Annotated in this window: 22 protein-coding genes and 1 pseudogene; 14 read left to right on the top strand and 9 right to left on the bottom strand. The window is 62.9% G+C overall.

Features of this window, described 5'->3' with window-relative positions; genetic code table 11:
* Positions 1-115: 115 nt before the first annotated feature.
* Together P9272_RS12050 and P9272_RS12045 are read right to left on the bottom strand one after the other, a co-directional pair.
* The gene (locus tag P9272_RS12050) at positions 116-1,348 is read right to left on the bottom strand and encodes a polysaccharide biosynthesis/export family protein (protein WP_278160771.1); all 1,233 of its coding nucleotides are present in this window, start codon (positions 1,346-1,348) and stop codon (positions 116-118) included.
* A 143-nt stretch (positions 1,349-1,491) separates the two neighbouring features.
* The gene (locus P9272_RS12045) at positions 1,492-2,169 is read right to left on the bottom strand and encodes a sugar transferase (protein WP_128257102.1); all 678 of its coding nucleotides are present in this window, start codon (positions 2,167-2,169) and stop codon (positions 1,492-1,494) included.
* Positions 2,170-2,776: 607 nt separating this feature from the next.
* Here P9272_RS12045 and P9272_RS12040 point away from each other — a divergent pair.
* Positions 2,777-3,049, top strand: a complete 273-nt coding sequence (locus P9272_RS12040) for an exopolysaccharide production repressor exox (RefSeq protein WP_128257101.1) — start codon at positions 2,777-2,779, stop codon at positions 3,047-3,049.
* Here the strand turns inward: P9272_RS12040 and P9272_RS12035 are convergent.
* The 6 genes from P9272_RS12035 to P9272_RS12010 form a co-directional block, all read right to left on the bottom strand.
* Positions 3,023-4,915 (bottom strand): ABC transporter ATP-binding protein, encoded by a 1,893-nt coding sequence (locus tag P9272_RS12035; protein ID WP_278160710.1) that lies wholly within the window; start codon positions 4,913-4,915, stop codon positions 3,023-3,025. The two genes, P9272_RS12040 and P9272_RS12035, sit on opposite strands and share 27 nt — an antisense overlap.
* Positions 4,916-4,923: 8 nt before the next feature.
* Positions 4,924-5,898, bottom strand: coding sequence for a serine kinase (locus tag P9272_RS12030; protein WP_278160709.1), 975 nt, complete (start codon positions 5,896-5,898; stop codon positions 4,924-4,926).
* On the bottom strand, positions 5,895-7,808 hold the full coding sequence (locus P9272_RS12025; protein WP_278160708.1) for a lasso peptide isopeptide bond-forming cyclase: 1,914 nt from the start codon (positions 7,806-7,808) through the stop codon (positions 5,895-5,897). Before P9272_RS12025 ends, P9272_RS12030 begins: the two co-directional genes overlap by 4 nt.
* A gap of 3 nt (positions 7,809-7,811) precedes the next feature.
* Entirely contained in the window at positions 7,812-8,186 is a 375-nt protein-coding gene (locus P9272_RS12020; protein ID WP_128257097.1) for a lasso peptide biosynthesis B2 protein, read from the bottom strand.
* Between the two features lie 25 nt (positions 8,187-8,211).
* Complete coding sequence (locus P9272_RS12015; RefSeq protein WP_128257096.1) at positions 8,212-8,511, bottom strand: PqqD family protein; 300 nt, start codon at positions 8,509-8,511, stop codon at positions 8,212-8,214.
* 154 nt (positions 8,512-8,665) lie between these two features.
* A complete protein-coding gene (locus P9272_RS12010) occupies positions 8,666-8,818 on the bottom strand; it encodes a lasso peptide (RefSeq protein WP_126063040.1) in 153 nt (50 codons plus the stop codon).
* Positions 8,819-9,317: 499 nt separating this feature from the next.
* On the opposite strand from P9272_RS12010, the gene P9272_RS12005 reads away from it, so the two are divergent.
* The 9 genes from P9272_RS12005 to P9272_RS11965 all read left to right on the top strand — a co-directional run bounded on the left by P9272_RS12005 (position 9,318) and on the right by P9272_RS11965 (position 19,762).
* Positions 9,318-10,520: a nucleotidyltransferase family protein gene (locus P9272_RS12005; RefSeq protein WP_278160706.1), complete on the top strand. Its 1,203-nt coding sequence runs from the start codon at positions 9,318-9,320 to the stop codon at positions 10,518-10,520.
* A 4-nt stretch (positions 10,521-10,524) separates the two neighbouring features.
* Complete coding sequence (locus P9272_RS12000) at positions 10,525-11,553, top strand: glycosyltransferase family 2 protein (protein ID WP_278160705.1); 1,029 nt, start codon at positions 10,525-10,527, stop codon at positions 11,551-11,553.
* 123 nt (positions 11,554-11,676) lie between these two features.
* Positions 11,677-12,054: a hypothetical protein gene (locus tag P9272_RS11995; protein WP_128257093.1), complete on the top strand. Its 378-nt coding sequence runs from the start codon at positions 11,677-11,679 to the stop codon at positions 12,052-12,054.
* A gap of 128 nt (positions 12,055-12,182) precedes the next feature.
* Positions 12,183-13,067 carry a glycoside hydrolase family 16 protein gene (locus P9272_RS11990; RefSeq protein WP_128257092.1) on the top strand — a complete coding sequence of 295 codons (885 nt, stop codon included), beginning with the start codon at positions 12,183-12,185 and terminating at the stop codon, positions 13,065-13,067.
* Positions 13,068-13,196: 129 nt separating this feature from the next.
* The gene (locus P9272_RS11985; RefSeq protein ID WP_278160704.1) at positions 13,197-14,528 is read left to right on the top strand and encodes a UDP-glucose/GDP-mannose dehydrogenase family protein; all 1,332 of its coding nucleotides are present in this window, start codon (positions 13,197-13,199) and stop codon (positions 14,526-14,528) included.
* 88 nt (positions 14,529-14,616) lie between these two features.
* Positions 14,617-15,837, top strand: a complete 1,221-nt coding sequence (locus P9272_RS11980; RefSeq protein ID WP_278160703.1) for a glycosyltransferase family A protein — start codon at positions 14,617-14,619, stop codon at positions 15,835-15,837.
* A 52-nt stretch (positions 15,838-15,889) separates the two neighbouring features.
* Entirely contained in the window at positions 15,890-16,969 is a 1,080-nt protein-coding gene (locus tag P9272_RS11975) for a glycosyltransferase (protein ID WP_128257089.1), read from the top strand.
* Between the two features lie 112 nt (positions 16,970-17,081).
* Complete coding sequence (locus tag P9272_RS11970; RefSeq protein ID WP_347404050.1) at positions 17,082-18,299, top strand: glycosyltransferase; 1,218 nt, start codon at positions 17,082-17,084, stop codon at positions 18,297-18,299.
* On the top strand, positions 18,296-19,762 hold the full coding sequence (locus tag P9272_RS11965) for a lipopolysaccharide biosynthesis protein (RefSeq protein WP_278160702.1): 1,467 nt from the start codon (positions 18,296-18,298) through the stop codon (positions 19,760-19,762). Before P9272_RS11970 ends, P9272_RS11965 begins: the two co-directional genes overlap by 4 nt.
* Here the strand turns inward: P9272_RS11965 and P9272_RS11960 are convergent.
* Positions 19,664-21,040 (bottom strand): polysaccharide pyruvyl transferase family protein, encoded by a 1,377-nt coding sequence (locus P9272_RS11960; protein WP_278160701.1) that lies wholly within the window; start codon positions 21,038-21,040, stop codon positions 19,664-19,666. The two genes, P9272_RS11965 and P9272_RS11960, sit on opposite strands and share 99 nt — an antisense overlap.
* A gap of 283 nt (positions 21,041-21,323) precedes the next feature.
* Here P9272_RS11960 and P9272_RS11955 point away from each other — a divergent pair, with 283 nt between their 5' ends.
* From P9272_RS11955 to P9272_RS11940, 4 genes and pseudogenes are all read left to right on the top strand, one after another.
* Positions 21,324-22,490, top strand: coding sequence for a glycosyltransferase (locus P9272_RS11955; RefSeq protein WP_278160700.1), 1,167 nt, complete (start codon positions 21,324-21,326; stop codon positions 22,488-22,490).
* Complete coding sequence (locus P9272_RS11950) at positions 22,487-23,503, top strand: glycosyltransferase family 2 protein (RefSeq protein ID WP_278160699.1); 1,017 nt, start codon at positions 22,487-22,489, stop codon at positions 23,501-23,503. Before P9272_RS11955 ends, P9272_RS11950 begins: the two co-directional genes overlap by 4 nt.
* Entirely contained in the window at positions 23,503-24,441 is a 939-nt protein-coding gene (locus tag P9272_RS11945) for a glycosyltransferase (protein ID WP_278160698.1), read from the top strand. The genes P9272_RS11950 and P9272_RS11945 overlap by 1 nt, the downstream gene beginning before the upstream one ends.
* Positions 24,431-25,382: pseudogene (locus tag P9272_RS11940) on the top strand (glycosyltransferase family 2 protein). The gene P9272_RS11945 and the pseudogene P9272_RS11940 overlap by 11 nt, the downstream one beginning before the upstream one ends.
* Positions 25,383-25,391 lie beyond the last annotated feature (9 nt).

The raw sequence follows: 25,391 nt of genomic DNA, 5'->3' as shown, positions 1-25,391 counted from the left end.
ATGCCTTCAAGCGGTCCAAAACAGATCGCCCGCCCGCGCCGTGCGCGAACGAGCCTGACTTGTTCCTCCCGCCTCCGTTCCTCGGTTCGCTGCGGGCAAGCCCGGGCCGGCGACGCTACTGGCTGGCCGTCGGCGCGAGCTTCACCTTGATCACGTCGCCCGGCAGCACAGGCGTGTCTTCCTTGGCCTCGATCTCGGTCGTCTTGCCGTCGGCGACCCGCAGCAGCGAATAGAGCAGGGGCGGTTCTTGGCTGCCGGTGAGGGCGGCGGTCGTTGCCGGATCCGATGCCTGAGCGATCAAGCCCTTCTGCATGCCGACCCTCAAGGCTGCCTCGTTCAGGTTCGCCTCCGTTTGCTGCCGATCGGCAGTGAGGCTCGAGCCCAGTGTGTTACGGGCGTCGATGGCGTCCTGCTCTGCCTTGCTGATCGACTGCTTGGCCGTGAGGATAGCCGTCTCATAGTCCAGGATCTTGCCTTGCAGATCGGTGACCGTCTGCTGCGAGGAAAGCAATCGCGCATTGGCAATCAGGCCTTTCTGCGCCAGCGGACCGATACTGTTTGCCTGCTGCTCCGCCAGGTCGACCTGCTTTTGCTGGTTGGCGATCTTCTTTTGCAGCGATTCGATCTCCGACTGTAGAACACCCTTCAACGCGTCGAGCGCATCGAGTTTCAGCTTCAGCGACTTCTGGTCGGAGACCAGGATCGCCGTCTCGTCGGCGACGATGGTCGGCAATCTCGAATCGCCCTGGATTTCCTGAGGCACCTCGAAGGTCGTTTTCCCCGCCAGGTCGGCGTCGATGCGGGCTCGCTTGACCATCAGCCGTAAGCGCTGGTCGTCATAGATGTCATAGCTGCCCTTGGCGGTGATCAGATCCTTTTCGAGCTGAGGACCGTAATCGGCACTGCGCCTTATACCGCCGGCGATGCTGATTGCCTTGAGCACCGTCAGATCGGGCACGAAGGGAAACTGGCCCGGGTTCTGGACTTCGCCTGAAATGTAGAATGGCCGGAACTGCGCCATCTCGACCGAAGCTTCCGGCTTATCGGGCAGCGCTAGCTTGCGCTGCAGGGCCAGCCCGATCGACGAAGCGATCTCCGCCGTCGTCTTGCCGGCGGCCTGCATGTCGCCGACGAACGGCACCGAGAGCGTCCCCGCCGGACCGACCGAATATTCGCCATTGATAGCCGACCAGTCGCGGAACGTGCCGTCGACCGTCTGCCATTCGGCGACGCGGATGTGGAGCTTGTCCTGGGGGCCGAGTTGATAGTCGCCGGCGGCAGCCAATTGCGGCATGGCAAGCGAGGCTGCAAGCAAAGCGCCCGCGAAGCGGGCTAGTGTCCTGGGCATGAGACTGCAGGCGAAAGACAGCCCGAAGAGGTCTTTTGTCAAATGAACGTTTCCGATCCGCTTTGGCCCCATCCGCCCGATGAGATCACTGCCGGATGCCTGCCCGGTTGCCGCGGGGCAGGCCTGTTGGTCGATAGTTCCGGTCAATAGCTGCCGCGCGACATCCACACGGCAGGAACTGTCTTGAAGATGATACGAATGTCCTCGAACAACGACCAGTTCTCGACATAATGACGGTCGAAGGCGACCCGCGTGTCATAGGACACGTCGTTGCGGCCGCTCACCTGCCACAGCCCGGTGAGACCCGGACGTGACTTGAGGTAATAGACCGCAGCGCTGCCGTAGATTTCCAGCTCGTCACGCACGACCGGGCGCGGGCCGACAAGACTCATGTCGCCCTGCAGGATGTTGAGGATCTGCGGCAGCTCGTCGAGGCTGAGCTTGCGAAGCACCGCGCCGACGCGGGTGACGCGCGGGTCGTTCTTCAGCTTGCGCGTCGCGATCCATTCGGCGTTGGCCTCCGGATTGGCCGCCAGATAGGCGGCAAGCACGCGCTCGCCGTCCGGCACCATGGTGCGGAATTTGAGGCACGAGAAAATCCTGCCGCCGCGGCCGATTCGCTTGTGGCCGTAGAAGATCGGACCGTTGTCCGAAAGCTTGACCAGCAAGGCGACCATCAGGAAAAGCGGGCTGAGCAGAACCAGTCCGGACAGGGAACCGACGATATCGAAACTGCGTTTGATTAGACCGCCGATGGGGGGTGGAAAATCAACGCCGACCTGCGCAAAACCCGCATTAGCCGACTTGGCGACATCCCTCATGCAGAAGCTCCATACGTTGAACGGATGGTTTACGGCAAGATATCAAAAAAATGCTGCAGCGCAACACACAATTTCCCATCGCGCTGAAATGTTCACGTCATGAATTGACCAAATAATAAACCTGCCTTGCCCAAATTTTCACCTTTGTGGCACGTTTATGACAAGGTGACAGAAAACCAGGAGAATGTAGTCCGCCTTTTGGGCCTTTTTTGGACAGTGCGTTCTTTGCTGCAGCAGAAAGGGGGTTGCGTGCGCCTGGAAGCACTCGCGATGGTAAGTTATTCAGGTAAAATACTATTCAAAGTCGCGGGTTTTACTAAGGCGAAAAGAGCGGCATTGAATAGCCGGTCAAGCCGCAGTGTGCGACGCAGCATGGCAGAGTCGATCTCGTAAAATCATTGGAAACCATACCTGCCGGGCCTTGCTACGGTCAGCCCGCCTTAATAGAGTCGCAAATTGTTCCTGTCATAGTCTGTATGGGTAAGGAAGGCCGGAAGCAACCGGCCGGATTGGGCAGCCAGAAAGAGCTCTTTGGCGCAACGGGGAGTTACGCGGGTGGGTAAGTCGCAGCTTCTGCATGCTCGTCTCGGTTGAGAGGCCGGCGAACATGTCTCTGCCAAAATTCATCATAGGCATGATGTTCGCGCTGGCGATCGTCATCGGCTGGTCTTATTTCGACGGCTCATCGCTGGGCACCATCGCCCTTCGTGCCGTCGTCTGTGCGGTCGTCATCCAGGCGGGTTATTTCCTTCTGGTCTTTGCCATGATTGGCAAGGCAACGCCGACTTCGGCCGGCAAGATCCGCGAAGCCGACCGCGGGGCAATCCTGAACAAGGTCGCCGACAGCGAAAAGCTAAGCGCCAGACGCAGTCTCCACTGATCGTTCGGACTGAGGGGCTTGCGCGACATCGACCGATGGCGTGTTTTCATGCCCAGACTGCTCGCCGGATAGCATCCTGGCCAACCGGCTGCCGGCTTTCGCCTTCAGCCGCCGATATTGTCCGACCTCGACGATGCACCCGTTCTCGATGGCCACGACCCAGTCGGCGAAGGCGATCATCGACGGCCGGTGCGCGATGGTCAAAATCGTCATCCGGCCGCGCAGAGCCTCGATCGATTGCGCGATCAGCGACTGGTTCCGCCAGTCGAGGGCGCTCGTCGCCTCGTCGAGGATGAGCAGCGACGGCTTGCGCAGCAGCGCCCGCGCCAATGCGATGCGCTGCCGCTCGCCGCCGGAGAGCCGGACACCGCGGTCGCCCACCACCGTATCGAGCCGCGATGCCAGCCGTTCCACGAAATCGGCCGCATGGGCATTGCGCAGAGCCGCCCAGAGCTCTTCGTCGCTGGCTCCTGGCGCGGCAAGGCGCAGATTGGCGGCGATCGTGTCGTGCAGCAGGAACACATCTTGCGGCACATAGGCGACCTGATCGCGCCAGGCTCTGCGATTTTGCGTGGTGATCTCCACGCCGTCGGCCAGGATCCGGCCGCTGGTGGGTTCGAGCAGGCCGAGCAGCATGTCGGCGATCGTGCTCTTGCCGGAACCGGAAGGGCCGATCAGCGCCGTCACCTTGCCGGCAGGCAGGCCGAAGGTGATGTCGCTGACCACCGGTCTTCCGTCACCCTCGCTATAGGCAAAGGAAACATCGCGGATGTTGAGGCCGGTCTCGAGCGACAGTCTCGCGCCTCGCTCGGCCATGCTTTGGGTCGGCTCGCGCTCGGCGTCGAAGCGGGCCTGAAGGGCTTGCATCGAAGCGTAGGCCGGCAGGTTGATCAGCACCTGCTGGGTTTGAAGCTGCATATCCATGAAGCGCGGCGCGACCCGCATGAAGACCAGGACCAGCACAACGATCTCGGCAAGCGACAGGTGGAAACGGACCAGCGCAATATAGATGAACAGGCTGAGCCCGATCACGCTGGCCATTTGGAACAGGGCGGTGCCCAGCGAAGAGTTGCGGACGAAGGCGATGTTGTGGGCCTTCATCCTGTCCAGCGTCGCGCCGAGTTCGGCGGAATAGCTCGCCTCCACATTGAGGCTCTTGGCGACCTTGATGCCGCCGAGGAACTCGGAGACTGTGCGATATTGGTCCTGGCGGTTGCCGGTCAGCGTGCGGCCATAGGCGCTGGCGCGTGCCCGGAACGGCTGCAGCGCAACCAGCAGAACAAGGCCGATGAGAATGGCGAAGGACGTCATCACCGGCGAGATGAACAGCGAGACCACGAGATAGCCGGTGAGAAGCAATGTGGCCTGGGTGAGCATCAGCAGCGAGAAGGCAGCCACCTGCACCCGGTCGACGTCGCCGTTCAGGGCGTGGTCGAGGTCGGAGCTGCGGATGCGGGTGAAAACGCCCCAGCGCGCCCTGCCGATGCTTTCGAACAGCTTCATGCGCACGCGGTTCACGAAATCGTAGAGCAGTCGCGCCATGTAGACCGACTTGAAGCGGTTGAAAATCGCCTGCAGCGCCACCAGCGCGACAAGCAGGCAGAGCACCGTCGCCAGCGACAGCGTTCCGCCGGGCACCAGCCCTTGCAAAGCCTCGGGCACCCGCACCGCGTAATCCTGATCGGCCTTGCCGATCAGGCGCAGCAGCGGAACGAGCAGCAGGATCGAGATGCCTTCCGTCAGGCTGCCCAGGATCAGGAAGGTCAGCGCCGTCGCCATGCGCCATCCGCCGACATGCGCAACCATGGCGCCGAAGCCGGTGATGTCCCGCAACAGCGACAGGCGAAACTTCGAGGACCAGCCCATGCCCCGGCTCACCTTGTCCCGGACGCCAGGTCGGCTTCGATCGCGGCGACCGCCTCATCGATGCGGGCGAGCCCAGCCGGCACTTCCAGCCGGCTGACTCCGATTCGCCCGGCGATCTGCGCGCATTGGCGCAGGTGAAGGGCGGCGAAGCCGCCCGGCAACGCCTGCCGGCCGAAGCGCGTGACATAGGAGAATTTGATGATTGCCGGCAGCGCGGCCGCACCGATCAGCGGGAAGATCGCCGCTCGCACGCCCCGCTCGAGCACATAGATGCGCGATACCGGCAACGCCTCGGCCGCAAATCCGTCACGCAGGCGATGTTGCGCCTTGCCGATCTGCGGATGCACTTGCGGGCGTACGTCCGCCTGTTCGAGGCGGATGGCGCTAGCCGCGTCCGCTGCAAGCTTGAGCTGCGGAAATCCGGGAAGGATCATCGGCCGGTCCGGGTCGGACAAATCCAGAGCGACGACATCGTCGGTGAGCAGTCGATGGCCGGCGCCGATCATCGCGCCGGCCGTCGTCGATTTGCCAGCGCCCTTGTCGCCCATGAAGATCACGCTTTTGCCGTCGACGGCAATGGCGCTGGCATGCAGGACGAGCAGCCCGCGCTGGTGCAGGGCGAGCGCCATCACCGGCCCGAGCAGCGGAAAGGCGAGCAGCGGATCTTCGATACCTGGCGCCGGATCGACATCGATGCGGTTGGCGCTGCTTATCATGAACGTGCCGACCGCCTGCCAGGAAAGATACTGGCGCGACGGCTCAAAACGGAAGGAGCTGGCGTCGCCGGATGACCGGCCGGGAAAATCAACCCGCCCGACCGCGATCTCCAGATCCGGTGTCGCCGGGGCCGTCGGCTCCAGCTCCGGCAAGGCCACCTCGGAGCCGATCACCAGCCCGTAGGCCTTGTAGAAATGGCGGACACGCTCGCTCGCAGCCGCCATTTGCGGCTCGGGCCGCGCAAGGGAAGCGATCGGAGGGTTCATGCGGGACTTCCTTGAATTTGCCGCAGCCACAGCGACAGCGAAACCGCGCGCCAGACATGCTGGACATCCGGCAGGGTCGCCCGCTCGGGCTGGCGCAGCATCCGATCATAGACCGCGGCCACTGCAGGCAGGTTCACATAGGGCGCGATCCGCTCGCTGTCCGGTCCAAGCAGCCTGTCCAGAAGCTCGCGGTGGTTGCCGAGCATTCCATTGACCAGATTGGCGGTGAAATCGATCTTGTCGCGCCGCCATTGCACCGCCGGCGGCAGAACGCCTTGCATGGCCCGGCGCAGCGCGTGGCGGCCAAAACCGTCCTTGAGCTTTTCCTCGCCGGGCAGCGCCAGGCAGAATTCGACGAGGGGCTTGTCCCAGAACGGATAGCGCGGCTCTACGCCGAAATTGGCGGCTGCCTTGTCGAGCACTTCGAAAGCGTGCGGCACCAGCCCTGTCGACAGAAGCCAGCGATGCGTCAGCGCTTCGCTGGCGCGGACGGCGGCGGGCATGTAGCCGCTGCGATGAAAGCGCTCGGCAAGATCGGTACGCCCGGCAAGACCTGGATTGACCAGACCCGCCCAGGCGGCGCGTGGAGCCTGCGTCGGCCCGCGCCGCACTTTGCGGACAAGGCGTTTGGCCGCCGCCCTCATCCTGGCGATCCGCCAGGCCGGGCCATAGATGGTCAGGAATTTGAAATAGAGGGGAAGCATTCCCTCGCCATAGGTGTTGGCCGCACTGCGCAACTCGCGCCAAAGCTCCAGCCACCTGCCGGCGTTGGCGAGCTCGTGGAGGTGTCCGTGGCCCTGCGAGACGACCTCGTCGCCGCCGTGCCCGTCGAGCAGCACCTTGACGCCCTTTGCGCCTGCCGTCCGGTAAAGGTCGCGTGTCAAGGACAGGCCGGGCGCCAGGAACGTGCCTTCCTGTTCCTCCAGGATGCGCTCGAATTCGGCGAAGGGCGCGTAATTGCCGACGGCAATCAGCGTGGCGTCGAGCGGAGTGCCGTCGAGCACCGCGTCGATGAACGGCTTCTCGTCCATGGACGAGCCCTTGTCGAACACCAGCGAGAAGGTCTTGAGCTTCGGGTTGCCTGTCGCCGCTGCCCTGAGGCTTGCAAGGCAGGTGATCGAGGATGAATCGAGTCCGCCGCTCAGCATGGCGCCGACAGCCGGCGTGCCGCGCATCCGGTTCGCCACCGATTGCGCCAAGAGGTGCCTGAACTCTTCGGCCGCGTCGGGGCGCGGCGGCCGCTGTGACGGCTCTATCTGCCAGTAGCGCCGCAGCGCAACACCGTGGCTCGCCACCATCATGCTGTGTCGCGCCGGCAAGCGGAAGATTTCGGCGTAGGGCGTGGCCTGCGGATCATCCGGCAGGCCGGCGAGAAAACCGGAAATCTGGTGCTCGCTGAGGCGCCTGCCGACGCCATCCAGCGCCAGGATCGGTCCGATCTCGGAGGCGAAAGCAAAGCGCCTCCCGGTCGAATGATAGTAGAAGGGTTTGACGCCGAAATGGTCGCGCGCGCAAAACAGCGCCTGACGATCGCGGTCCCATATCGCGAAGGCGAAGTCGCCTTGCAGGTAGGTCGGGCAAGCCTCACCCCATTTGAAGTAGGCCAGCATGATGAGCATCGCGTCGGCAATTGACCCGTCGCGCAGGCTCAGCCGCGCCAGAAGCTCATCGCGGTTGTCCAGCCGGCAATCGGCGGTGATGGCGAGCTTGCCGCCGGCCATCGCCAGCGGACCGGGCCCGTCCTCGCCGGTCGTGTCGAGCCAGGCGTGGCCGAGCGCCACGCTGCCCTCCGTCCGCCATGAGTTCCCGTCGCGAGCACGATGGCGCATGCGCGAAAGCATCTGCTGGATATCGCCCCCGGCGGCGGGCCTGCCATTGTCGATATGCATGATGCCGGCCACGCCGCTCATCGGTCACGACCCATGGTCGACAAGGTGGGTAAATCCGTTGATCGAGCCGCCAAGCACGATGTGGTTGCCGCTCATTAACCAGGCATGCGCCTTGAGCTCGCTGCCCGTCCCCTTTTCGATGCCGATGCTGATCTTCGAGGCGTTGCCCTGGCGCGCGAGGAGATATTGCCCGGCCAGCGCCTGGGTGAGGCAGCTGGCGCCCGGCACCAGCCGCGCGGCGGCAGCAACGCCCCAGGCGACGCGCCGCAGGTCGGCGATGCCGGCATCGCGCCTCGCATCAAGCCGCGTGACCAGGCCGCGCACGCGGTTGTAGGAGGAAAGCGTCAGCGCAAGCCGCACGACGCTCACCACCGCCAGGCAGCGCGCCAGAAACAGCATCTCCCGGCCGCTCAGCGAGCGGAGCCTAGACCAGTTCCTCACTGTGGAGCCTCGCAAGCCCTGCTTCGGTCAGCCCCTTCAGCAAGCCCTCGACATCGGCCTTGCAGCGCTCGGCATCGACATTGTAGCGCGCAAGCACGGCGCCGCGGATATCGAGGATCGATCGCGGCTCCTGGATCTGCTCCCAGATGAAGGCGCCGACGCTGTTCAGGCTGTAATAGACGTTGGATTTGAGGTGGAGCAGCGCCAATCCGGCGCCGAATTCACAAGCTACCGCCTCGCTTGTCGCGACCACGCGGTCATGGTCCGAAGGGTTCCAGTGCATCCTAAAACCTCGTTGCTGGCCCGCCGCGCCCTTGGACCATAGCCAGGGATCGGTTGCCTGCGATCCTCGGCCGAAGCCGGGGGACAAAAGCCCCCCGGTTCACCTGTTGGTGGATATCCGGAGCCCCAACTTAGACTCGCGGAGCGGTGTAAGCTTACGAGAAAGTCAGCTCGCCGACCGGCGTGTGTGCGGGAAAGCTCACGTCGAGCGCCGTCGAGCCAGCGCCGCCCTGCGTGATGGTTTCAATCGAGCCATGAACCGTCAAGCTGGGGGTTTCGTACTCATGCTTCTCAACATTCTGTTCCATTTTACTCTCCAATTAAGGACTGGAAGCGGCCGCAGAATGCCGCCAGCATATCGCTATGCTGCAATGCGATTGCTGCATGGCAACATTCATGAGTCAAGCGTGATTTACCAAGCATTAATCAATTCTTGGTTGCGTCTGCCTTGCATGGTGATCAGGCCATGAGCATCGTCATCGTAATCCTCAATCGCCCAGGATTTCAACCGCGTGACCTCGCCGATTATATAAGAGACTGATTTATTTATAATAATTTCTTGAGCGGCAGATCCGTCCGACGGGAGTGAAGAAATTGCTGCAAAGAAGTCATCGCTTTTCGGATCGCAGCATCATCCCGGAGGGTTGTCTTCAAAAGTGATTGAATGTGTCTGCTTTAAACGCTTAGGTTGTGAAGTTGAAGCGACTTCGGCCGCCTCTTGGGCGGTGGAGTAAATTTCGCGGTTTTTTTCTTCGCAAGTGCGGTATAGATCGATCGGGCGGCATTTAGTGGAGAGCGACATCGGGCATGGCGATGCAGGATGGCTCGTATGAAAGGCTGCGTGCCGCCGGCTTTGCCGACGAAGTCGCCTATGTGCAAGCCTGTCTGAGGCTGTTTTTTGCACCTGGCGTCGACGCCGCCGACGGTCAGGCCAATATGGCCGCGCCGACAATCTCGGCGGCTCAGGTCGCCGACATCGCAAGGCTGAACAAGGTCGCCGTATTCATGCTCAAGGCGCTCGCGCGTGCTCCCGCCGGCGCGGCGCCTCCCGGTTTGCTTGACTGGCTCGACGGCTATCGGCGGCGCACCATGTCGATGAACGCCGCCTGCATTGGTGATTCGGTGGCCATCGATCGCGTGCTTCGCGACAGGCGGGTCGATTTCGTCTTCCTCAAGGGACCGCTCCAGCAGCACACTCTCTATCTCGATCACTTCATGAAGCCTTCCGGCGATGTCGACATACTGGTTTCGCCGGCGAGCTTCGCCGAGGCGCGCGCGGCGTTGCGGACCATCGGCTACGAGGTTGCCGGCAAGTCGCGCTCGGTCTGGTGGGTGCGCTTCCTCGGCGAGCAGCACATGGTCCGCGAGGATGGCGCCAGAGCCTCGACGGTGGACCTCCATCATCGGCTGCAGCAGCCGGGTTCGCCGAGTCCGCGCGACATAGACGGCTTCCTGCACCGTAAGCGCGAAGTCGAGGTGGCCGGCGCGGCTATGCCGATCATCTCTGCGGCCGATACCTTGCTGTTGTCGTCGATCAGCGTCGCCAAGGCTTTTTTCAATCGCGAGCCTTGCGCCGGCTATGTCTGTGATGTCAGGGCGAGCGCCAGCCGGCTGAGTGAGGCCGAGCAGCAGACGGTGCTCGATCATGCCGCCGAGCAGGGCCTTGCCGACACGCTGCTTCTGGGGCTTCGCGCTGCTGACGTGCTGCTCGGCGCCAGCCGCACGCTGCTGTCGGACCGCGCCACCCGCATCCTGGCGCGTATCGACAACGCCGACCTCTTCCACATGGTGATCGCGCCCTGGCTCGCGTCGCTGCGCTGGCCGCAGCGCCGCCATGTGCTGTGGGAACTGTGCGGCCATGAGCCCGTCCGTTACCTGGCCGAGGCCGGCTGGGCCGCCTCTGCCGACCTCAGCCGGCGCATCTTCGAGCGGCCGGCCGGTGTCGCGCCGGCGCCGGCCGGCACGATCAAGATCGCGGGCGGCACAGCCACTCATGCAAGCGAAAGGTGAACCCATGCCGGTGACGACGCCTGTGACGAGCCCGGCGGTTTGCGTCATCATTGCCGCGCGCAATGCGGCGCGGACGATTCCCGTCGCCATCGCCTCGGCGCTGCGCGAGTCGGAAGTCGCCGAAGTCGTCGTGGTTGACGACGCTTCCACCGACAACACCCGCGATGTGGCTTTGGCCGCTGACGACGGAAGCGGCCGGCTTGCCGTCATCCGCCTCGACGTCAATCGCGGTCCTTCCTCCGCGCGTAACGTCGCTATCCAGGCCTCCAGATCTCCCTTCATCAGCATCCTCGACGCTGACGATTTCTTCCTCGAAGGCCGCTTTCGCCGGCTTTTCGCCGCCGCCGACTGGGATTTCGCCGCCGACAACATCATGCTGATCCGCGACGACGCCGCGACCGACCTCGCCGGGGTCGCCGCGCCGCCTTTCGCCGCCGATCCGGAATTCCTCGATTTCGAGCGCTTCATCGACGGCAATATCTCGCGGCGCCGCGTCCTGCGCGGCGAGCTCGGCTTTCTCAAGCCGGTGATCAGCCGGGCTTTCCTGGAACGGCATGGACTGACTTACGATGAGAACCTGCGTCTTGGCGAGGACTACGAACTCTATGCGCGCGCGGTCGCCCGCGGGGCGCGATTCAAGATCATCAAGTCCTGTGGCTATGGCGCGATCGTGCGCGCCGATTCGCTGAGCGGCCGCCACAAGACGCAGGACCTGAAGCGCCTTGCCGATGCCGATCTGGCGTTGCTTCAAATCGACAACCTTCCCGAACGCTCGAAGGCGGCGTTGCGGCGCCATGAGCGCCATGTCCGCGACAAATACCGGCTGCGCAACTTCCTCGACGTGAAGGCCGAGCGCGGCCTGGCGTCGGCCGCGGCTTACGCTTTCGCCAGCCAGTCGAACCTGATCCCGATCGTTCGCGGCGTCGCCACCGACAAGCTCGAGGCGCTTTTCCGCCGCACCGGCATTGCTGCAAGACAGCAAGTGCCGCCGATGCGCTTCCTGATGGCAGCAAGCAGCGCCGCAGGCGAATGATTCCGTATCGTCCCGGAATCCCCGGCCCTCAAAAAATCCGCATTCGCAAAACTATGATGTTGCCTAGTCGCCGCGAGGGTGGCAGTCTATGCTGCAATGCAGCAATTTCGAAAGGCCGGCAAGATGGCTTCGATTTTTGGCTTCAGATCCCGGGATCCGGCTCGCGACCGGCAGACCGATCTCCAGCGTTTCGACCGGTTGGCGAAGCTGTTCGACCAGATCGCGGCCGAGATCGAGACGGAGAAAACGGGTTTGGAGAATCGCTACAGGTCGACGGCAGCCAATGCGGCCTTTCTGGTCGAGGCGATGGAGAATGGTTCGGCATCGGCCAGTAAGGAGTCGGATGTCAGCGTGATGACCAATTCGATCCTGAACTACGAGCGGCGCATTGCGGAGCTCGCTCGCCAAAAAGGCCTGGTGAGGGAACTGCGCCGTTCGCTCGACGCGATTGTCGAGGATGGCGCCGATCGGTCTCCTTCGCAGTTCGCGGCAAGAGGATGACGGCGCCCGCAAGCGCCGTCATCGGTACGAGACACTAGAGGAGTTCAAAGGGCGGAGGATCAGAAGCGGCTCGCTCATGCGAACCGAGGATGACTTGGGTTGGGCGGACAACACAAGGTGAGTTTGTTATGAACGCAGATCTGGACAATACCTCCACCGTGGCGGCTTGCGCGATGCCGCAGGCGCCAAGGGGCGGATTAACCAGCCTACGACTCGGCGCCGTCGGCGCCCTGTTTGCACTTACAGTGGCACTTGCGGCAGGCCTGCATTCCGCGCACGCGCAAGAGGCTCAGCAAGAACTGCAAAGCGCGCCGTCTTTCGTCGACAATTTCTCCAATTTCAACCAGTCCCGCTGGTTCGTCTCGGACGGATGGACCAACGGAGCCCATCAGAACTGCACCTGGTCCAAGGATCTCGTGCGGCTTTCCGACGGCGTGCTGTCGCTGAGCTTCGAAAAGCGCAAGCTGAAGGACCGCGAGTTCGCCTGCGCCGAGATCCAGACAAAGCAGCGTTACGGCTATGGCGTCTACGAGGCGCGCATGAAGACCGGCACCGGCTCCGGCCTCAACGCCGCCTTCTTCTCCTATATCGGCCCGCAGGACAAGCAGCCCTGGGACGAGATCGACTTCGAGGTCCTCACCAAGGATCCGTCGAAAGTGCAGGTCAACAGCTACATCCAGGGCAAGCCGAAGAACGGCAAGCTGGTCGACGTTGAGGGCGGCGCCGACAAGGGCTTCAACGATTACGGCTTCGTCTGGGAGAAGGATCGGCTGCGCTGGTACGTCAACGGCAAGCTTGTCCATGAGGTGACCAACCCGAACGAATTGCCGACGCATCCGCAGAAAATCTTCTTCAGCCTCTGGGGCAGCGACAAGCTGACCAACTGGATGGGCGCCTTCACAGATCCCGGCAGCAAGGTCACCATGCAGGTCAAGCGCGTCGCTTTCACCGCTTTGGGCCAGCCATGCCAGTTTCCGGAATCGCTGGCATGCAGCATAAGTAACAGCAACTGAGCATGATCCCCGAAAGTGGGACCCGGTTTCGGGGTAAGATCATGCCGAACTAACCGGGCCGTTGGGCCTGGGGACATCTGAACCGGCCGGGCCGCTTTGTGGCCCGGCCTTTGACAGGAATAGAACCAAATGAATTTGACGGTGTTTGGGATTGGCTATGTCGGTCTCGTCCAGGCCGCGGTCCTTGCCGAGGTCGGCCACGAGGTCGTCTGCGTCGATGTCGACGAGAAGAAGGTGGAGCGCCTAAACCAGGGCTTGATCCCGATTTTCGAACCGGGCCTCGAAAGTCTCGTCAAGGAAAACCACGCGGCCGGTCGCATCCGCTTCACCACGGACGCGGCAGCGGCGGTCAGGCATGGCCAGATCCAGATGATCGCGGTCGGCACGCCGCCCGGCGAGGACGGCTCGGCCGATCTGAAATATGTGCTCGCCGTCGCCGAGACCATCGGCCGCGAGATGGACAGCGTCAAGATTGTCGTCGGCAAGTCGACCGTCCCGGTCGGCACTTGCGAAAAGGTGAAGGCCAGGATCGCCGAAACGCTCAAGAAACGCGGCCGCGAGGACCTCGCCTTCGACGTTGCCTCGAATCCCGAATTCCTCAAGGAGGGCTCGGCGGTCGCGGATTGCATGAAGCCGGACCGCATCATCGTCGGCACCTCCAGCGAGGATACCGAGATGGTGATGCGCGAGCTCTACGCGCCGTTCAACCGCAACCACGAGAAGATGATCGTGATGGACGTGCGCAGCGCCGAATTCACCAAATACGCCGCCAATTGCATGCTGGCGACGAAGATCAGCTTCATGAACGAGATGGCCAATCTCGCCGAACAGCTGGGCGCCGACATCGAGGAGGTGCGCAAGGGCATCGGCTCGGATCCGCGCATAGGTTACCACTTCATCTATCCCGGCCTCGGCTATGGCGGCTCGTGCTTCCCGAAGGACGTGCGCGCGCTGATCAAGACCGCCGAGGGCGTCAAGTTCGACGCCAAATTGCTGCGCGCCGTCGAGGAGCGCAACAATGCGCAAAAGTCGGTGCTGTTCGACAAGGTCAATCACTATTTCAAGGGCGCGCTCAGTGGAAAGACCTTCGCCGTCTGGGGGCTCGCCTTCAAGCCCAACACCGACGACATGCGCGAGGCGCCGTCACGCACGCTGATGGAAGCGCTGTGGGCGGCCGGCGCCAAGGTGCAGGCCTACGATCCCGAGGCCATGCAGGAGTGCCAGTCGATCTACGGCCTGCGCGAGGATCTGCTTTTGTGCGGCACCAAGGAGGCGGCGTTGCGCGGCGCCGATGCGCTTTTGATCTGCACCGAATGGAAGAGCTTCCGCGCGCCCTCCTTCGACGCGCTCAAGGATGCGTTGACGACGCCGGTCATCTTCGACGGCCGCAACCTCTACGATCCCAAGGTGATCGCGCGCTACGGCATCGAATATTTCTCGATCGGCAGGATGGCGGCATGACTGCTGTCTGCCTCAAGGACAATGGCCGTGGCCAGGGCTGCGGACACACGCCAGCGAACGGCGCGTCGGCAACGGTATGAGGTCACCAATGGCTGCCCGGCAGAAACCGACGGTCACCGTCATCGTCCCCACCTTCAATCGCGAAAAATTCCTGCCCGAGGCCATCGACAGCCTGCTCCGGCAGACTGTGGTGCCGGATCAGATCCTGATCGTGGACGATGGCTCGACGGACGGCACTGGCATGGTGGCGAGCTCCTTTCCAGCACCGGTGGAATATTACCGGAAGGAGAACGGCGGCAAGTCGACCGCGCTGAACTTCGCCCTGAAGCGCTGCACGGGGGATTTCGTCTGGATATTCGACGACGACGATGTCGCGCATCCGACAGCGCTTGAACGGTTCCTCGCCGCCTTCGAGCGGGAGCCGGAAGCCGATTTCGCTTTCGGCGAATATGCGCGTTTCCAGCAATCAGCCCAGATCGAAGAGCAGAATTACCAAATCGTCGCCTTCGGCCATGTCAGCCAGGATAATTTTTTCCCGTCTCATCTCGAATATTGCCACGTCCATCAGCCGGGTCTCCTGGTGCGCCGCGAATGCTACGAAAAGGTGGGAGGCTTCAACGAGACACTGGTCCGGTCGCAGGACTACGAGATGATGCTCAGGCTCGCGCGCCGCTTCAAGGGCATCAGGGTCGACGGCCTCATGTTCTTCCAGCGCCAGCACGACATGGTTCGCGGCAGCACAAAGGTCGTCATTTCCTATGCCAACAGGATAAAGGCATGGGGCTCGTATGATCGGGCGATCATGGAAGAGATCTACAAGTCCGTCGATCTGCATGAGTATCTCGATCGCTCGGAGCAGGCCTTGCCGAAGACGGCCGATCTCGAGATGCAGGCACTGCTGCAGCGTTCGAGCATCATGGCCAGGAAGGGTCTATGGCACCATGCGGCCGCGGACATCCGCCGCTACGCCCAGCTTGCCGAACGGGCCGGAAAGACCTCGCTCAGCGACAAGGAACGCGCCATCGTACGACGTACGTTCGAAGCCTACGATACGGGGCTGTCATCCGCCCCGGCCGACGAATTCGTCTCGGCGGTGAAGGCATGGAAATCGGGACCGCTGAAGGCCGACATCGTCAGGGAATACATGCATTCATTCCCACACTATCTGGCGCGGGACCTGAAGGCGGGAAAGGTGATCCCGGCATCGAAGTTGTTGCGGGAGTATTCGACATTGTCGCTCTCGGCCTCGGTCAGCCGCTTGTGCCAGGCAATGACGTCGAAGCTTCCATCGGCGCGCGGCGCAAGCTGACGAGCCCTGGGTTGCGCATGCTCGCCCGCCGGGCCAGATTAGGAGCCGAACGATGAAAGTGCTTTTTGCAAGCGGCAACGGATATATTCCCGAGTTCACCGGCGGCGTGCAGTCCAACACTCACCATCTGGTCGAACAACTGATCGAGCACGGCCACCAGGCTTCGGTCCTCGCCTCGCTGTTCGGCGACGGCATGTTCGGCTTCAAGGCGCGCGCCAAGATGAAGCTGTTGCGGCAGCCCGCGGTGGTCGACAATTTTCCCGGCTACCCGGTGATGCGTGCCTGGTTCCCTTGGGAGGCTGCCGGCTTCGCCGTCGGGAAAACCAAGCCTGACGTTGCCGTCGTGCAGTGCCACAAATCCGTCCTGCTCGGAAAGGCGCTTCTCGCCGAAGGGGTGCCGCTGGTGGTCTATCTTCACAACGTCGAATTCCATGAACTCGCCGGCGATCCGCGCGACCTCACATCGGCCCTCTACATCGCCAATTCGGAGTTCACCGCGCGCACCTACAAGGAAAAGTTCGGCATCGATTCCATCGTGCTGCCGCCGACCATCAACGACGCCCTCTACTGCACCCACACGACCGGCGAATACGTCACCATGATCAACCCCTATGAGGAGAAGGGTTTCGATCTTGCGGTGAAGATTGCGGCCGCCTGCCCGGAAATCCCGTTCCTGTTCGTGGAAAGCTGGAAGCTCGAGGACGACCATCGCGCGCGAATAGAGAAGACCATCGCTCCGCTCTCGAATGTCACGCTTGAGAACCGCACCAACGACATGAAGACGGTCTACGGCCGCACCAGAATCCTGCTTGCGCCGAGCAAATGGGAAGAAGCCTGGGGGCGCGTCGCGTCCGAGGCGCATTGCAGCGGCATCCCCGTCCTGGGCTCAAGGCGTGGCGGCCTGCCCGAAGCCATCGGTCCCGGCGGCGTGGTGCTCGACTATGATGCCCCGGTCGAAGAATGGGCCGCGGCGGTAAGGCGCCTGTGGAATGACCGCCAGGAATACGAACGGGCCTCAGCCGCGGCGCTCGCCTTCTCCAAACGTCCGGAGCTCGACCCGGCGCGGCAATTGGTCGTGTTTCTCCAACTGCTCGAAAGAGCGGCCCGGCAGGGCGTTCGCCGCGCTGCCTAGCTTGCCGAGTTGGGAAGGAGCTGCTTTGCTGCATTGCACCTAAAATGTTGCGATGCAGCAATTCCTACATTAGTTTGCGCCGACAGGAGTCAAAGTTCATGCCGCATGTGTCATGCCTTGCCGACGTTTCCAGACTGAGCCGGGCGAGAACATCCTGCCGATGAGGATTTGTTTCGTCGTCGACAAATTTCCCACTCTGTCCGAGACATTCGTGCTCGATCAGATTGCCGGATGCCTTGAAAGAGGGATGAAAGTCGGTGTCGTCTGCAATGAGATGGCCTTTGGCAAGGACAGCAATGTCGACGATGCACGTTGGCGGTCATTGCCTGGGCCGGTCGTTTCCTGGTGGGGCGGCCTCGGTCGCTACCGTTCGCTGCTGGTGAAATGGTCGGGCAGGTTTTGGGATAAGCTCTCCACCGCTATCGACCTCGCCAACGCGCACAAGCTGCGGAACGCCGATGTGATCGTGGCGCATTTTGGCCATAACGGCCTGCGCGTCGCCCGCATCATGAAGCGGCGCAGGATTTCCGCGCCCTTGGTGACCATATTCCACGGCACCGATGTCGGCAGGCCGATGCACGACAACACACTCGGCTGCTACAGGCCCGTTTTCGAAAAAGGGGCTCTCCAGCTGCCTGTGAATGCGTTCTTCCGCCAGGCCCTGATCGATGCCGGCGCCGAGCCGGCGCAGGTCGCGGTCCACCACATGGGCATTCGCCCTGGCGAGATCGAATATCGCTGGCGCTCCTGGCAGGGACGTACGCTGTCTTTCATCTCGGTGTGCCGGCTGACCGAGAAGAAGGGGACCGAATATGCGCTTCGTGCGCTCGCCGGCCTGCCGCATCGCGACTGGATCTATTCGGTGATCGGCGGCGGAGAATTGCTGGAGCAGTTGAAGCGCATCGCCATCGATCTCGGTATTGCCGACAGGGTGACTTTCCTTGGACCGCGTCCGCACGGCGAGGTGAAGCAGCGTCTGCGTGACGCGGATGTCTTTCTTCTGCCAAGCGTCGCCGGGCGAGACGGCGATCTGGAAGGAATACCGGTTGCGCTCATGGAGGCGATGGCCGGCGGCCTGATTGCCGTGAGCACCTATCATTCGGGGATTCCCGAGCTGATCGAGGATCATAAGACAGGCTTCCTCGTACCCGAACGGGACGTCGCCGCGCTTGCCGGCAAGCTCACCTGGATCGCCGAGAATCCAGGCCTGTGCGAGCAGGTTGCGCTTGCCGCCCGGAGGAAGGTCGAGGCGGATTTCAATGCCGATATCTTGAACGAACGCTTTGCGCAGATCATCGCGCGGCTGGGGGAGACCGGATCCGTCACATGAATGCCAATCCGCCGCCCCCTCAATTCGGTCGCGTTGCCTTGCGCGGCGGGCTGGTCACTGCTGGCGCCCAAGGCTTCAAGATAGCGATCCAGTTCCTTTCGGTCGTCATCCTTGCCCGGCTACTTGTTCCCGAGGATTTCGGCCTCGTGGCTTCTGTGGGACCGATCGTGGCCTTTGTCGGCCTGCTCCAGGACCTCGGCCTCCAGCAGGCGGTCATCCAGCGCAAGGAGATCGATCAACGGCAGCTCAACCAGGTCTTCTGGCTGACCGCGGTTGTCGGCCTGTGCGCCGGCGCGGTCGTGGCTTGCCTGGCCCCCGCCATTGCCGCTTTCTACGGCGACCAGCGCATGTGGGGAATAACACTTGCTTCCGCCGTGCCGCTGCTTTTTGGCAGTCTTGCCGCTGTGCCGATTGCCTTGATGAACCGCCATCTGCAATTCGGCCAGCTTGCGCTCAACGACACGATCACCGCGGCCGTCGGGCTGCTCGCCACCGCAACCGCGGCGTATTTGGGGCTTGGCTATTGGTCGCTGGTTTTGGGGCCGGCCGTTTCAGCCGTCGTAGCGCTGGTCGCCGGCTGGTTGGTGACGCGCTGGACGCCGTCCTGGCCGAATCTGAAGATCGATGGCGACATATTCAGGTTCGGCGCGAATCTCACCGGCTTCAACCTGGTCAACTTTCTCTCTCGCAACCTCGACAACATTCTAATCGGAAAATATTCCGGCGCGACCGAGCTGGGCTACTATGATCGCGCCTACAAGCTGCTGCTCTTTCCGCTGCAAAACATCAACCAGCCGCTGACGCGCATCATGGTGCCGCTGCTCAGCCGCATCCATGAGGACAAGCAGCGCTTTCGCGACATCTATGTCCGGACAAACTGGCTGCTGGCCGTCATCACCATGCCCGGCATTGCGACGTTGACACTGACTTCGGAGCAGGTGGTCAGGCTTCTCTTCGGTGAGCGCTGGATGGCTGTGGCGCCGATTTTCGCCTGGCTGGGCATCGCCGGCCTGATGCAGTCCGTATCGAGCACCACGGGATGGATATTCATCTGCCAGGGCAAGACGAAGACGATGTTCCATTGGGGCATCTATTCGTCGCTGACGACCGTCGCCTCCTTCATCGTCGGCTTGCATTGGGGCGCCATCGGCGTCGCGGCTGCCTATGCCATCAGCGGCTATGTGCTGCGTGTCCCGGTGCTTGCCGCCCTGATCCATCGCGTCGGCCCGGTGACCGCGGGCGATTTCCTGGGCATACAGGGGCTCTTCATCGTCTCGTCCCTGCTTGCCTGGCTCTCGTATCTGTCGTTGCCGGCATTGCTGACCAGCCAGTCGGACCTGCTCGCGATCCTTGTAGCGATTGCCCTAAATTACGGGTTCGCCCTGGCCCTCATGCTTGCTGTTCCGCAGTCGCGCAGGGCGTTGCTCGCCACTCTTGCCAACGTCGCCAGCAACATTGGGTGAGCGGCGGCTGCCGATCAAGGACGACAACGGCCCGGTTGCCGACATTGCCGACGCATGCTCTTCCAGCACGGCCTCGAGGCTTGCCCGGCGATAGTGGCCAAGGCTGCCGATGAATCTGCCGATTTTTTCGGCCGCTTCCGTGGGCGTCACGGTATCGATGTCGAGGAGAAGGTCGGCGACGCCGATATGCTTTGCGACTTCCTTGGTCTTGAATTCATAGGCGATCGGCAGAACCGGCGTGCCAACGCAAAGCGACATGATCATCATATGCATGCGCGTCGCGACGACGAAGTCGCAATCCTTCACCACCGCCATCAGTTGATCGGGCGTATGAAATGTGGCGTCGACATTGACGTGCTCGGCGATTTCCGGGTCGAGTTCGGCCACGATCGCCCGCGCGGTTTTGGCGTCGTCATGGGCATATTCCGGCACGCCCTGGCACGTCGAAACGAAGGTCACCTCCTTGGCATGGTCCCTGACGAGAATTGTGGCGATCTCCCGGATCGAATCGAGATAGCGGCGCATGCCGTCCTCACCGTCGCTGACGAAGCTCCAGTGACGGACGGAAATAGCGACGCGACCCGTCTGCGCCGGCGCGCTGCCGAGATGTTTCTTGATCCTGTCGGTATCGGCCAGGGCAAACACGGCATCGGCGACCACATGGCATTTGCCCGGGTCCTTCACCAGATCCAGTATGTGATTTCTGGACCGCTCGTCACGCAGCAGGATGAGCGGAGCCCGATCGAAGATCGGACCGAGCTCCTGGCGATTGTAGTTTTTCTTGAACGGGCCGAGCGATTGCGTGAAGAAGATCGGGTCCTTCCCCAGGATCGCATCGATGCGGAATTGATTGAGCCGCTTTTCGAGATCGTAATTCTCGACGAGATAAGTTCCGCCTGTCGTCACCACCAGGTCGGCGCTCGCATAGGCTTCAAGGCCGCGGCGGTCGTCCTGGTTGAAGAAAAAGCTGCTGGCGGCGCCGTTTTGCGCGAAGCGCCGCAAGGCGCGCCAGACTGCCCGGTTGTAGAGCGACTTGAGACGGCCCTTTATCCCGCCGCCGCGCCGATCCTTGAGCAGGGATTCCGACAACAGCTTGTGAAATTCGAGATCCGGGTAATCTTTCTTCGGGTAAAGCCTGGCCGCGACGTCTGGCTGACTGTCGAAAACCAGGAACCGCACATCGCCGCCGACGACCGATCTGAGAATATGGCGGATGGCCAAAAGAATCGCGGCATCGCCAGTGTTCAGACACACTGTGTTTTCGATCACGACTTTCATGGGGACCCTCGTTTCGCGTCCGTGGCCAGGCCAGCGGCGGTTAAAACGGCATGTTTTGCCGAAGTGCTGCCACGCGATCCGCGTCGCGATCCTGGCGTGCCGCACCACGCTCGTAACCAACGTCGAACCCAGATCGACGCCAGGCAGCGTTGAGAGTAGCCTATCATTTTTGCAGTGCAACAAAAAATGTGCGCGCGTCTGCTACGCCGCACCAAAATTGTTGCGATGCAGCAAAAGCTGTACTAGCATCCCGAATGGGTGGGCCGAACATCGGTCGAGTTTCATGCTGCATGTCTTGTACCTTGTGCATGACGTATCCGACCCGGCAGTGCGCCGGAGGGTCCAGATGCTCAAGGCAGGCGGCGCCAGGGTAACCCTGGCGGGCTTCCGCCGCACCACCAGTCCGGTCGCTGAGATCGAGGGTATCAAGCCTGTCGACCTCGGCGCGACACGCGACGGCCGATTCGCGCAGCGTCTCGGGGCGGTCGCCAAGGCGGCCATGTCGATCGGCGCGAAGCTGGGCGCCATGCTCAGGCCCGATCTCATAATCGCGCGCAACCTCGAAATGCTGGCTCTTGCCCGCCGCGCCAATGCCGCCCTCGGAGCGAACGTGCCCATCGTCTATGAATGCCTCGACATCCATCGCCTGGTGCTGCGCGACGATTTTGTCGGCCGGACATTGCGCGGCGCCGAGCGTCATCTCGCCCGCGACGTGAAGCTTCTGGTGACCAGCTCGCCAGCCTTCATCGCCAATTATTTCGAGCCCTTCGGCCAGATCGGCGCACCAGTCGAGCTGATCGAAAACAAATATTTCGAGGCGGCATCCGTTGTCGCAGCGCACTCTTTCGAGGACGACAGCCCGGCGACGCCACCCTGGCGGATCGGCTGGTTCGGCGCCCTGCGCTGCCGCCGCTCGCTGGAACTGCTGGCGGACTTCACCCGCCGGCAGGCGGGGCGTTTTGAGGTCGTGCTCAGGGGCCGCCCGGCACTGTCCGAGTTTCCGGATTTTCATGGTTTCGTTGAGGCCGAGCCGTGGCTTTCGTTCGAGGGGCCCTACCGCAATCCGGAGGATATGGCGGCAATCTACGGGCAAGTGCACTTCTCCTGGGCGATCGATTTCTTCGAAGCCGGCCAGAATTCCGAATGGCTGCTTCCCAACCGCCTCTACGAGGGCTGCCGCTTCGGCGCCGTGCCGATCTCGATGGCCGGCACCGAGACCGGCCGGTTCCTCAAAGGGCAGGATATCGGCGTGCTTCTGTCCGAGGCGACGGCCGAGGAACTTGAGGCGATGCTCGGCCGAATGGATCAGGACAGATACCGCGCCCTGAAGTCGGGGGTATTGGCGCGCAATCCTCGGACCTGGAGCTACGACCGCAGCGACTGTGCGGTCTTTGTCGAAAAGCTGCGCGGCCTCACCGCCATGCCTTCGGCTTTTGCGGCGGCGGCATGATGGCAAAGGACGCGCAAAGACCGGTGACGCAGGCAAATCAATCGATCCTAATCGTCATTCCCTGCCTCAACGAGGCGGACCATATCGGCGGCCTGCTCGGCCAGTTGCGGCCCGCGGCGGCACGGCTCGGCGGCCGCATCGTCGTCGCGGACGGCGGCAGCACCGACGGCACGCAGGCCATCGTCGAAAAGATCGTGGCGAAGGATCCCCGGGTTGTCCTGCTCGCCAATCCGAAGCGCCTGCAAAGCGCTGCCATCAATCTGGCGGTCGCGCGCCTCGGTGAAGGCGCGGATTATCTCATCCGCATCGACGCGCATGGCGGCTATCCGGACGATTACTGCGATCGGCTGGTCGAGGAGGCGCTTGCGACCGGCGCCGATTCGGTCGTCGTTTCGATGCTGACCGCCGGCACCGGGGCCGTGCAGAAGGCCGTGGCGGCGGCGCAGAATTCCAAACTTGGCACCGGCGGCTCGAAGCACCGGCACATGTCCGAGGGCGAGTGGGTCGACCACGGTCACCACGCGCTGATGCACATCGCCGCCTTCAAGCATGTCGGCGGCTATGACGAGAGCTTCAGCCACAACGAGGACGCCGAGCTCGACTACCGCTTGCGCAAGGCCGGCTATCGCATCTGGATGAGCGGCCGGACGCAGATGGTCTATTATCCGCGCTCGACGCTGAAGAGCCTTTATTTCCAGTATCTCGGCTATGGCCGCGGCCGCGCCCGGAATGTGCTCAAGCACCGCATGGTGCCTAAGATCCGCCAGATGATCCCGCTGCTGGTGGCGCCCGTGGTGCTGCTCGGCCTGTTCTCCTTCGTCCTCTGGCTGGCGGCGGTGCCGTTCCTTTTGTGGGCGACGGTGTGCCTCGGCTACGGCCTGGCGACGGCGGTACGCCAGCGCAACGCCAGCATCGCGCTGGCCGGAGTCTCGGCCATGGTCATGCATTTCGGCTGGTCTGTCGGTTTCTGGCAGCAGCTTTTGACGCCGCGCTCGCAGCGCAAGGTGGCGTGATGGCCGGCCGCTCGATCGACGTCTGCATCTGCACCTTCCGCCGGCCTGAACTGGCCGACACGCTGCGCTCCGTCGCCGCCCTGGAGAAGCCTGAAGGCTCGGAGGTCGGCATAGTCATTGCCGATAATGATGATGAACCAAGCGCCCAGAAGTTGGTGAAGGCGCTGGCCGAGGATTTGAAGCTGCCGGTCCGCTATCGCCACGCGCCGGCGCGCAACATCTCGATCGCCCGCAACGCCTGCCTCGACGCCAGCGTGTCGGACTTCGCCGCCTTCATCGACGATGACGAGACGGCATCGCCCGGCTGGCTGGTCGAGTTGATGGCGACGGCCGATGCCACCGGGGCCGCAGCGGTGCTTGGGCCGGTGCGGGCGCATTATCGCCAGGACGCGCCGGATTGGATGCAAAAGGGCGACTTCCACTCGACCTTGCCGGTCTGGGTGCGCGGCGAGATACGCACGGGCTACACCTGCAACGTCCTGCTCAGAATGACCGATGCGAGCCTGCGCGGGCGGCGCTTCAGCCTGGCGCGCGGCCAGACCGGCGGCGAGGATACCGAGTTCTTCGATGCCATGGTCAAGGCCGGCGGCCGCATCGCCTTCGCGCCGCAAGCCTTTGTCGACGAGGTCGTGCCGCGCGCCAGGGCCGCGTTCGACTGGCTGCGCCGCCGCCGCTTCCGCTTCGGCCAGACGCACGGCCACCTGATCGGGCGCGGCACCGGCGGCATCCGCCGCGCCGGCCAGGTCGGGCTGGCTTCAGCCAAGGCCGCTTACTGCTTCGGCATGGCTGTTTTGACCGCGATCAGCCCTGTGCGACGGAACCGCAGCGTGCTGCGCGGCATTATGCACGTTGGTGTCGTCTCCGGTTTGGTCGGCGTCCGTGAAATCCGCCAGTACGGCCTCACTTCGCCAGAGCAAGGGAACAAGCGTGCAGCCTGACGTCAGCTTCGTCATCGCCGCCTATAATGCGGAGACCACTCTCGACCGCGCCATCGCCGGCGCGATCGCCCAGCTTGGCGTCACCGTCGAGGTCATTGTCGTCGACGACCAGTCGCGCGACGGCACGCTGGGTGTGGCACGAGCTTACCCGGAAGACATCGTCAAGGTGGTGGCGCTACCCGAGAATCGCGGCCCAGGCGGCGCCAGGAATGCCGGTCTCGATTTCGCGCGCGGCCGCTGGGTGGCGGTGCTGGATTCCGACGACGCCGTTCTCCCGGGCCGTATGGCTGCGATGATCGCGCGGGCGGAAGCGGCCGGCGCCGAGATAGCTGTCGACAATGTCCAGGTCGTGCGCGAGGACGGCACGCCCGACGACACCATGTTCCCGGCCGGTTATCTCGAAGCTTTGCGCGAAATCTCGCTGGCCGACTACATCGACGGCAATCTGGTTTTCGAATCGCGCTTCAATCTCGGCTATCTCAAGCCGGCCTTCCAGCGGCGGTTCCTCGACGAGAACCGGCTGCGCTACGACGAGAAGCTGCGCATCGGTGAGGACTACATCCTGCTTGCAAGCGCGCTTGCCACCGGTGGCCGTTGCGCTGTCGAGCCGACGGTCGGTTATGTCTACCATATCCGCACCGGCTCGATCTCGCGCGTGCTCGAATTGCACCACGTCGAGGCGATGATGCGCGCCGACGCCGCGTTCGCGGCGGCATACCCCATGGACAGCGGCGCCCAGATGGCCTTCGCGAGGCGCAGCCGCAGCCTGCGCAAGGCTGCGTCCTTCCTGTCCCTGGTCCAGCACATCAAGGCGCGCGCGCCGCTCAAGGCGATAGGCACGGCGCTCAGGGATCCGGCCGCGATCGGGCATATGTCGATGCCGATCGCGGTCCGGCTCAGAAGGGTTGCGGCGCAAGTTCGCCGTCGGGGCGGGGAGATGAAGCATGCGG

Source organism: Mesorhizobium sp. WSM4976, from assembly GCF_029625685.1.
In the GTDB taxonomy this organism is placed as follows: Bacteria; Pseudomonadota; Alphaproteobacteria; order Rhizobiales; family Rhizobiaceae; genus Mesorhizobium.
Note: the sequence above shows the minus strand (reverse complement) of the source record. Positions and strands in the feature narration are given on the sequence as shown.